Origin of the sequence: Corallococcus sp. CA047B (assembly GCF_003612065.1) — a bacterium.
Classification (GTDB): domain Bacteria; phylum Myxococcota; class Myxococcia; order Myxococcales; family Myxococcaceae; genus Corallococcus; species Corallococcus praedator.
Genome location: NZ_RAWD01000431.1, coordinates 1 through 6,490, shown reverse-complemented (window position 1 = coordinate 6,490; position 6,490 = coordinate 1). Strand labels below are relative to the sequence as shown.

The 6,490-nt window shown below is 71.4% G+C and carries 5 protein-coding genes; 1 reads left to right on the top strand and 4 read right to left on the bottom strand.

Annotation, left to right across the window (positions count from 1 at the left end):
• From D7X74_RS38050 to D7X74_RS38040, 3 genes are all read right to left on the bottom strand, one after another.
• The coding region (locus tag D7X74_RS38050; RefSeq protein WP_147444384.1) for an ABC transporter permease at positions 1–2,229 on the bottom strand (2,229 nt) is incomplete at its 3' end.
• An 11-nt stretch (positions 2,230–2,240) separates the two neighbouring features.
• Positions 2,241–2,984: an ABC transporter ATP-binding protein gene (locus D7X74_RS38045; protein ID WP_370450855.1), complete on the bottom strand. Its 744-nt coding sequence runs from the start codon at positions 2,982–2,984 to the stop codon at positions 2,241–2,243.
• A complete protein-coding gene (locus D7X74_RS38040; RefSeq protein ID WP_120537865.1) occupies positions 2,984–4,228 on the bottom strand; it encodes an HlyD family secretion protein in 1,245 nt (414 codons plus the stop codon). Before D7X74_RS38040 ends, D7X74_RS38045 begins: the two co-directional genes overlap by 1 nt.
• Before the next feature lie 220 nt (positions 4,229–4,448).
• Between D7X74_RS38040 and D7X74_RS38035 the strand changes: the two genes are divergently transcribed.
• Positions 4,449–5,576 carry a hypothetical protein gene (locus tag D7X74_RS38035; RefSeq protein WP_120537864.1) on the top strand — a complete coding sequence of 376 codons (1,128 nt, stop codon included), beginning with the start codon at positions 4,449–4,451 and terminating at the stop codon, positions 5,574–5,576.
• A gap of 12 nt (positions 5,577–5,588) precedes the next feature.
• On the opposite strand, the gene D7X74_RS38030 is transcribed toward D7X74_RS38035, so the two are convergent.
• On the bottom strand, positions 5,589–6,490 hold a 902-nt coding region (locus tag D7X74_RS38030), incomplete at its 5' end, for a hypothetical protein (protein WP_233602432.1).

The following is a 6,490-nucleotide window of genomic DNA, read 5'->3' as shown; positions in this document are numbered from 1 at the left end:
CACCCCCGCCAGCGACAGCCGCAGCCCCTGTCCCAACACCAGCCGGAGCACGTCCCCCCGCGCCGCGCCCAGCGCCATGCGGATGCCCAGCTCCCGCGTGCGCTGCGCCACCGAGAAGGCGATGACGCCCGACAGGCCCAGCGCCGCGAGCAGCAACGCCCCGCCCGCGAACAGGCCCAGCAGCAGCGCCGACAGCCGACGCGCGCCAATCGCATCGTCCATCCGCCGCGTCAGGGGCGACACATCGAACAGCGGCAGGTCCGCGTCCACCGCGCGCAGCTCCGACTCCACCGCGACGCGCAGCGCCTCCGGGTCCCCGGACTTCAGGCGCAGCGCGAGCCCCATGTACTCGGAGGGCCGCTGCGACAGCGCGTAGTACGCGGCGGGACGCGCGGGGACATCCAGCCCCCACTCGCGCAGGTCGTCCACCACGCCCACCACCGTGGCCCACTGGTTGTCCGGGCCGTGCAGCTTCATCCGGTGTCCCAGTGCATCCCCCTTGGGCCAGAAGATGTTCGCGCAGGACTGGTTGATGACCACGGCCCAGGGCGCGTCCGGCCCGTCCCGGTCCTCCAAGAGCCGGCCCTGTCGCAGCGTGACGCGCAGGGCGCGCAGGTAGCCGGGCGTGGCGGCGCGGTACTCCACCGCCTTCCACAGCTCACCCGGCAGCCGCTCGCGTCCCTCGATGTCGAAGCTGTGGTCCATGGCGCCCCCCAGCGGAAGCACGTTCGTGAGCCCCACCGACTCCACGCCAGGCAGCGTCTGGAGTCGGGACAGCAGGCCCTGCTGGAAGGCCACCTGCTGGGACTTCTCCGGGTACGTCACCCGGGGCAGGGCCAGCTGTCCGGTGAGCACGCCTTCGGAGGTGAAGCCCGCGTCCACGCGCCGCAGGGCGAGGAAGCTCTTCACGAACAGGCCCGCGCCCACCAGCAGCACCAGCGCGAGCGACACCTGGGACACCACCAGCGCGGAGCGCACCCGGCCCGTGCGATGGCCACCGGTGCTCCGCGAGCCCTCACGCATCGCCGCGTTCAGGTCGGTGCGGCTGGCCTGGAGCGCGGGCACCAGCCCGAAGATGACGCCGGTGAGCACCGACACCGCCAGGGTGAAGAGCGCGGACGGGAGATCCAGGCGCACCTCGCGGGCGCGCGGCAGTCCCTCGCCCACCACCGCCACCAGCGCGTCCGTGCCCCACATCGCCAGCAGCAGGCCCAGCGCGCCGGCCACCACCGACAGCACCACGCTCTCCGTGAGGAACTGCGCCACCAGCCTTCCGCGCCCCGCCCCCAGCGCCGCGCGGATGGACACCTCGCGGCCTCGCGCCACCGCCCGCGCGAGCAACAGGTTGGCCACGCTGGAGCACGCCACCAGCAGCACGAAGCCCACCGCCCCCCAGAGGAGCCACAGCGTCTCCCGCACCCCGCCCACCACCTGCTCCTCCAGCGACTTCACGCCCATGGACCAGCCCGCCTGCTTGTACTGGTCCACCAGGTCCGGGGTGCGCGCCGCGCCCGTGCGCACCAGGTCCGCGCGCGCCGCGTCCAGCGTCACGCCGGGCTTGAGGCGCGCCAACACGTGCAGGTAGCGGTTGCCCCGCTTGGACTCCTGCGTCTGCTCCGGCGTGGGCGCGAAGGGCACGTACAGCTCCGTGTCCTCCGGGTAGGTCACGCCCGGCGGCAGCACGCCCACCACCGTGTGCGCCTCCCCGTCCAGCCGCAGCGAGCGCCCCAGCACCTCCGGGTCCTTCGCGAAGTGCGCGCGCCACGCGGCGTCCGTGAGGATGACGACCTTGTCCCGGCCCGGCGTCTGCTCGTCCTCGGTGAAGCCGCGCCCCAGCACCGGGGCGACCCCCAGCGTGGGCAGCAAGGAGGCCGTGGCGATGACGACGTGGAAGCGGCGGGGAGACTCCTGGCCGGTGAGCGTCATGTCATCGGACCGGAAGGCCGCGAGCGACGAGAAGGCCCGCGAGAGCGTGACGTAGTCCCGGTACTCCTGGAGGGAGTTGGACACCTCCTTCAGCCCGAAGGCGTCGAAGTTGGGCGCCAGGTGCACCAGCCGCTCCGGCTGGACGAAGGGCGGCGGCGTCAGCAGCACGCCCTTCACCACGCTGAACACCGCGCTGTTCGCGCCAATGCCCAGCGCCAGCGTCAGCACCGCCACCACCGCGAAGCCGGGGGCATTGCGCAGGGTCCGCAGCGCGTAGCGCAGGTCGTTGAGCAGGCGTTCCATGGGCATCCTCCTCAGCGAAGCTGTTCGTCCTGCACCACGCGCCCGTCGAAGAGGCTCACGGTGCGCGTGGCGATGCGCGCCTGCGCCGGGTCGTGCGTCACCATGCACAGCGTGGAGCCCGCCTTGTGCAGGTCCGACAGCAGTTGCATCACCGCCTCGCCGTTCTTCGAGTCCAGGTTGCCCGTGGGTTCGTCCGCCAGGAGGATGAGCGGGTCGCCCGCCACGGCGCGCGCCACCGCCACGCGCTGCTGCTGACCGCCGGAGAGCTGGCCCGGCAGGTGCCGCGCCCGGTGCGCCATGCCCACGCGCTCCAGGGCCCGCTCCACGCGCTGCTTGCGGTCCGCCGCCGGCAGGCCCCGGTAGGTGAGCGGCAGCTCCACGTTCTCGAAGACGGTGAGGTCTCCGATGAGGTTGAAGCTCTGGAAGATGAAGCCGATGTGTTGGTTGCGCACCTTCGCCCGGTCCGCGGGCGACAGCTCCAGCACGCTCTTGCCATCCAGCAGGTAGCTGCCGCGCGTGGCGGTGTCGAGCAGCCCCAGCACCGCCAGCAGCGTGGACTTGCCGGAGCCGGACGGCCCTACGATGGCCACCCATTCATTCTGGCGGATGGTGAGGTGGATGTTGGACAGGGCGTGCGTCTCCACCTCCTCCGTCTCGAACACCTTGGTGAGGCCGTCGAGTTGGAGCAGCGCCTTGCCCGGCACCACGCCCGCGCCTGGAGTCAGGGCACCGCTGTCGTTCGTCATCGTCGTCATCATCGCAGTCTCACGCGCTCCACCGCATCCCATGCGGTCATGTCCGACAGCACCACCTGATCACCTTCCGCCAACCCCTGCACCACCTCCACCGCGTTCACCGAGCCCCGCCCCAGCGTCACCGGGATGCGCACCGCCTCGTCCCCGCCCGGCAGCAACCGGAAGAGCGCCAGCGTGCTCTCCGCCTGCGCCCCGGCGGGACGGCCCACGGACAGCACGTCGTTCAGCCGCTCCAGCTCCACCGTGCCCTCCACGGTGAGGTCGGGCCGGGCGCCCTTGGGCAGCGCGTCCGGCAGGGTGATCTCCACGCGCACCGTGCCCTGGCTCGCGGCGGGCGCGACGCGGGCCACGGTGCCTTCGACGACGCCGTTGCGCGTGTCCACCAGCGCCTTGAGGCCCGGCAGGATGTCGCGCGCCTGCGTCTCCGCGATTCGCAGCTCGGCCTTCAGCCGCTCGGGCTTCACCACCTTGGCCAGCAGCACGCCGGGCGTCACCCACTGCCCCAGCTCCAGGGGCAGCTCCTGAAGCACGCCGTCCTCGCCCGCGAGCACCTTCATGGACTCCACCTGCTGGCGGCGGAAGCGGGCCACGGCCTTCAGGCGCTCCACCTGCTCCTGCTGGGAGGCCAGGCGCTGGCGCAGGCTCTGGGCCATGACGTCCAGGCGCTGGCGCTCCAACTCCAGACGCTGGCGGCTCTCCTCCGCCTTCTCCGTGGCCTGCCGCGTCTCCAGGTCGCCGACGAAGGCCTTCTCGAACAGCGCCATGTTGGCTTGCGAGCGGCGAGCGGCGTCCGCGACCTCGGCGGTGAGGGAGGCCACGGCGGCCTGCTGGGACAGCCGCTGCGTCTGGAGCACCTCGCGCAGCTCCAGGAAGTCACCCTCGGCGCTCGCGAGCTGGCGTTCCGCCTCCAGCGCCTGGAGCTGCACGTCCGGGTTGGACAGCTCCATCAGGAGCGTGCCCGCCGTGACGCTGGCGCCGGGCCGCACGTGGATGCGCTCCACGCGGCCGGCGGTGTCGGCGGTGAGCCAGCGGATGGACTCGGGGACGAGCGTGCCGGCGCCCTTCACCTGACGCACCAGCGGGCCGCGCTTCACCGTGTCCAACCACACCGAGGCCCGGTCCACCGTGGGCGCGGCGGGGCGCAGCCGGCCAAGGCCCACCGTCACCGCCACGAGCACGGCGAGTCCCAGTCCGACCAGGAGATAGGGTTTGCGGCGGGGAGGGCGGGCCTTCGGGATGTCCACGGGCCTGGGACAAAGCGAGACGCGTGCCAGCGCATCCGGCCGGCGCAAGCCCCCGGAATCAGGGGGCACGGGAACGGGGCAGGGCCCGCGCTGACCGCTTGCGCGAAAGGCGCGTCCCAGGAACGGACACACTCGAGCTGTCCGCTGGCGGTGAATAGGAACAGCGACAGGCCGTCAGGTAGCTCGAATCATTTCCCATACAACTTCGAGGTCCTGTCCCATGCGCCCCACCGCTTTCCGGGTGCGTACCAGCATGCTGCTGGCCGCAACCCTTCTGCCCCTGTCCTCCCTGGCCGACCCCGTCTACTTCCAGCTCACCGACGTGGGCAGCGAGGTGGACGCTCCGGGCTTGAGCGCGGGCACCGTGGCTGCGAAGACGCGGTATGGCATCGCGGAGGCGGTGAAGGCGGCGGGGTCGGAGTCCATCCTGATGGATCCGCAGCACGAGGGCTCCTCCGACGTGAACGTCACCGCGAGGGTGTCCCGCGTGGGGGAGAAGTACCGGCTGACGTATCAATTGCAGACGACCGCGCAGCCCGTGCGCACCAAGACGCTGGCGTATGAGTTCGTCAATCCCAGCCTGAGCGACAAGGGCGCGGTGGTGATGGCGCAGTCGGTGCTCGCGGAAGCCGAGAAGCTGGGCGCCGCGAGCCAGGAGGAGGTGCCGATGTCCGCGCCCTCGGAGGAGCGCCCCGCCAACGACTTCGCGCCCGCGACGCAGGAGGAGTCCGGAGCGCTGGAGTCCCGGAGCGCGTCCGGTTCCACGCTGGCGGTGGATGCGCCGACGTCGGGGAGCATGGGCCAGGACTCCATGGGCCGCGATGCGTCCGAGGCGGCGGTGAAGCGCTCCTTCCGCTCCGGCATGACGACGCTGGACCTGGGCGTGGCGCTGGGCTTCAACAGCCCGTCCGGCATCTTCGGCGGCGAGGTGGAGTACCGGCTCAAGCCGTGGCTGGGGCTCAACGTGAGCGGCGGCGCGGGCGCGTGGGGCCTGCGCGTGGGCCCCCTGGTCCGGCTGTATCCGCTGGGCGAGGTGCCCACGAGTCCCTTCTTCGAAGCGGGCACCAGCTTCAACTTCGGCGGGGAGACGTGGTCGGAGGTGAACGGCGAGGAGCGGCGGTACGCGGACCGGATGCTCACGCCGGTGGCGACGGTGGGCGTGGGCGTGCGCCGCTCGCTGGGGCCCCTCTACCTGGGCACGCGCGTGGGCTGGGGCTTCCGGCTGCGCGAGGACAACTGGGAGATGCGCGACGGCGGCCAGAAGGACTTCCTCACCGCGACCGCCGTGGACCTCACCCAGCACGGCGGCTTCCTGTTCAGCATCACCGCTGGCGTGGCGGTGTTCTGAGAGGACTTTGGCTCAAGGGCCGGGGGCGCAATCCTCGAGCAGCAGCTCGGCGGCCTTGCCGGAGTCATCGCGGTAGCGCAGCGCCCAGTAGAACATCGCCCACGAGAGCGCGGCGGCGGGGGGCCACCTCTCGAGGAGCGCCGTGCCGGTCTGCATCAGCCTGGCCAGCCACTGCGGGTTCGCGTTGAGTCCATACGCCAGGCCTTCATGCAGGACGTATTGCCATTGTCCCGCGGGCATGGCCGTGTCCGCGTGGACGCTGTAGACGAACGCATGGGTGGACTCCATCTCCACGCGCAGGTGTTGATTCACCGGGATGTGGGGCACCCCCGCCACGGCATACGGGCCGGTCTCATCCCAGCCCCACATCCACGTCTCGTTCTCGCCCGTGGGAAGCCAGCGCCAGTGCAGGTGAAGGCAGTCATGGATGCAGAAGGGAGCCATGACAATCTCATCCAGCCGCAGCTCCTTCTGGGGGTAGAGGTAGCGGATGCTCGGCGGAGCGCGCATGGGAGGCGCCATGTGGATGTTGTCGAAGTCGCCCTGGCGCGGCGCCAGCTCCACCTGCTCCGTGACATACCGCCCCAGGGGGGTGCTCCAGACGCGCTTGAGAAACCCGGGGCCGCCCTTGAGGTCGGGTGAAGCCATCCGGTAGCCCTCGCCCGCCTGGAGCTTCGTCTTGAAGCGGGAGAACATGGCGGACCAGAACGGGGGCCCCGTGAGCTTCACCAGCTTGCCCCAGGCGAAGCCCCCCGCGTTGTCGTCCGCCCACATGCCCGTGGACATGTCGTGGACCATTTCGTCCCGGGAATCCAGGAGCGGATCCGGCGCGGGCTTGGGCTCCGCGTGGTGCCCGTCGTGCGCTCCCATGCCGTGCATGCCGTGGTCCCCAGGGGGATGGGGCGGCGGGGGGG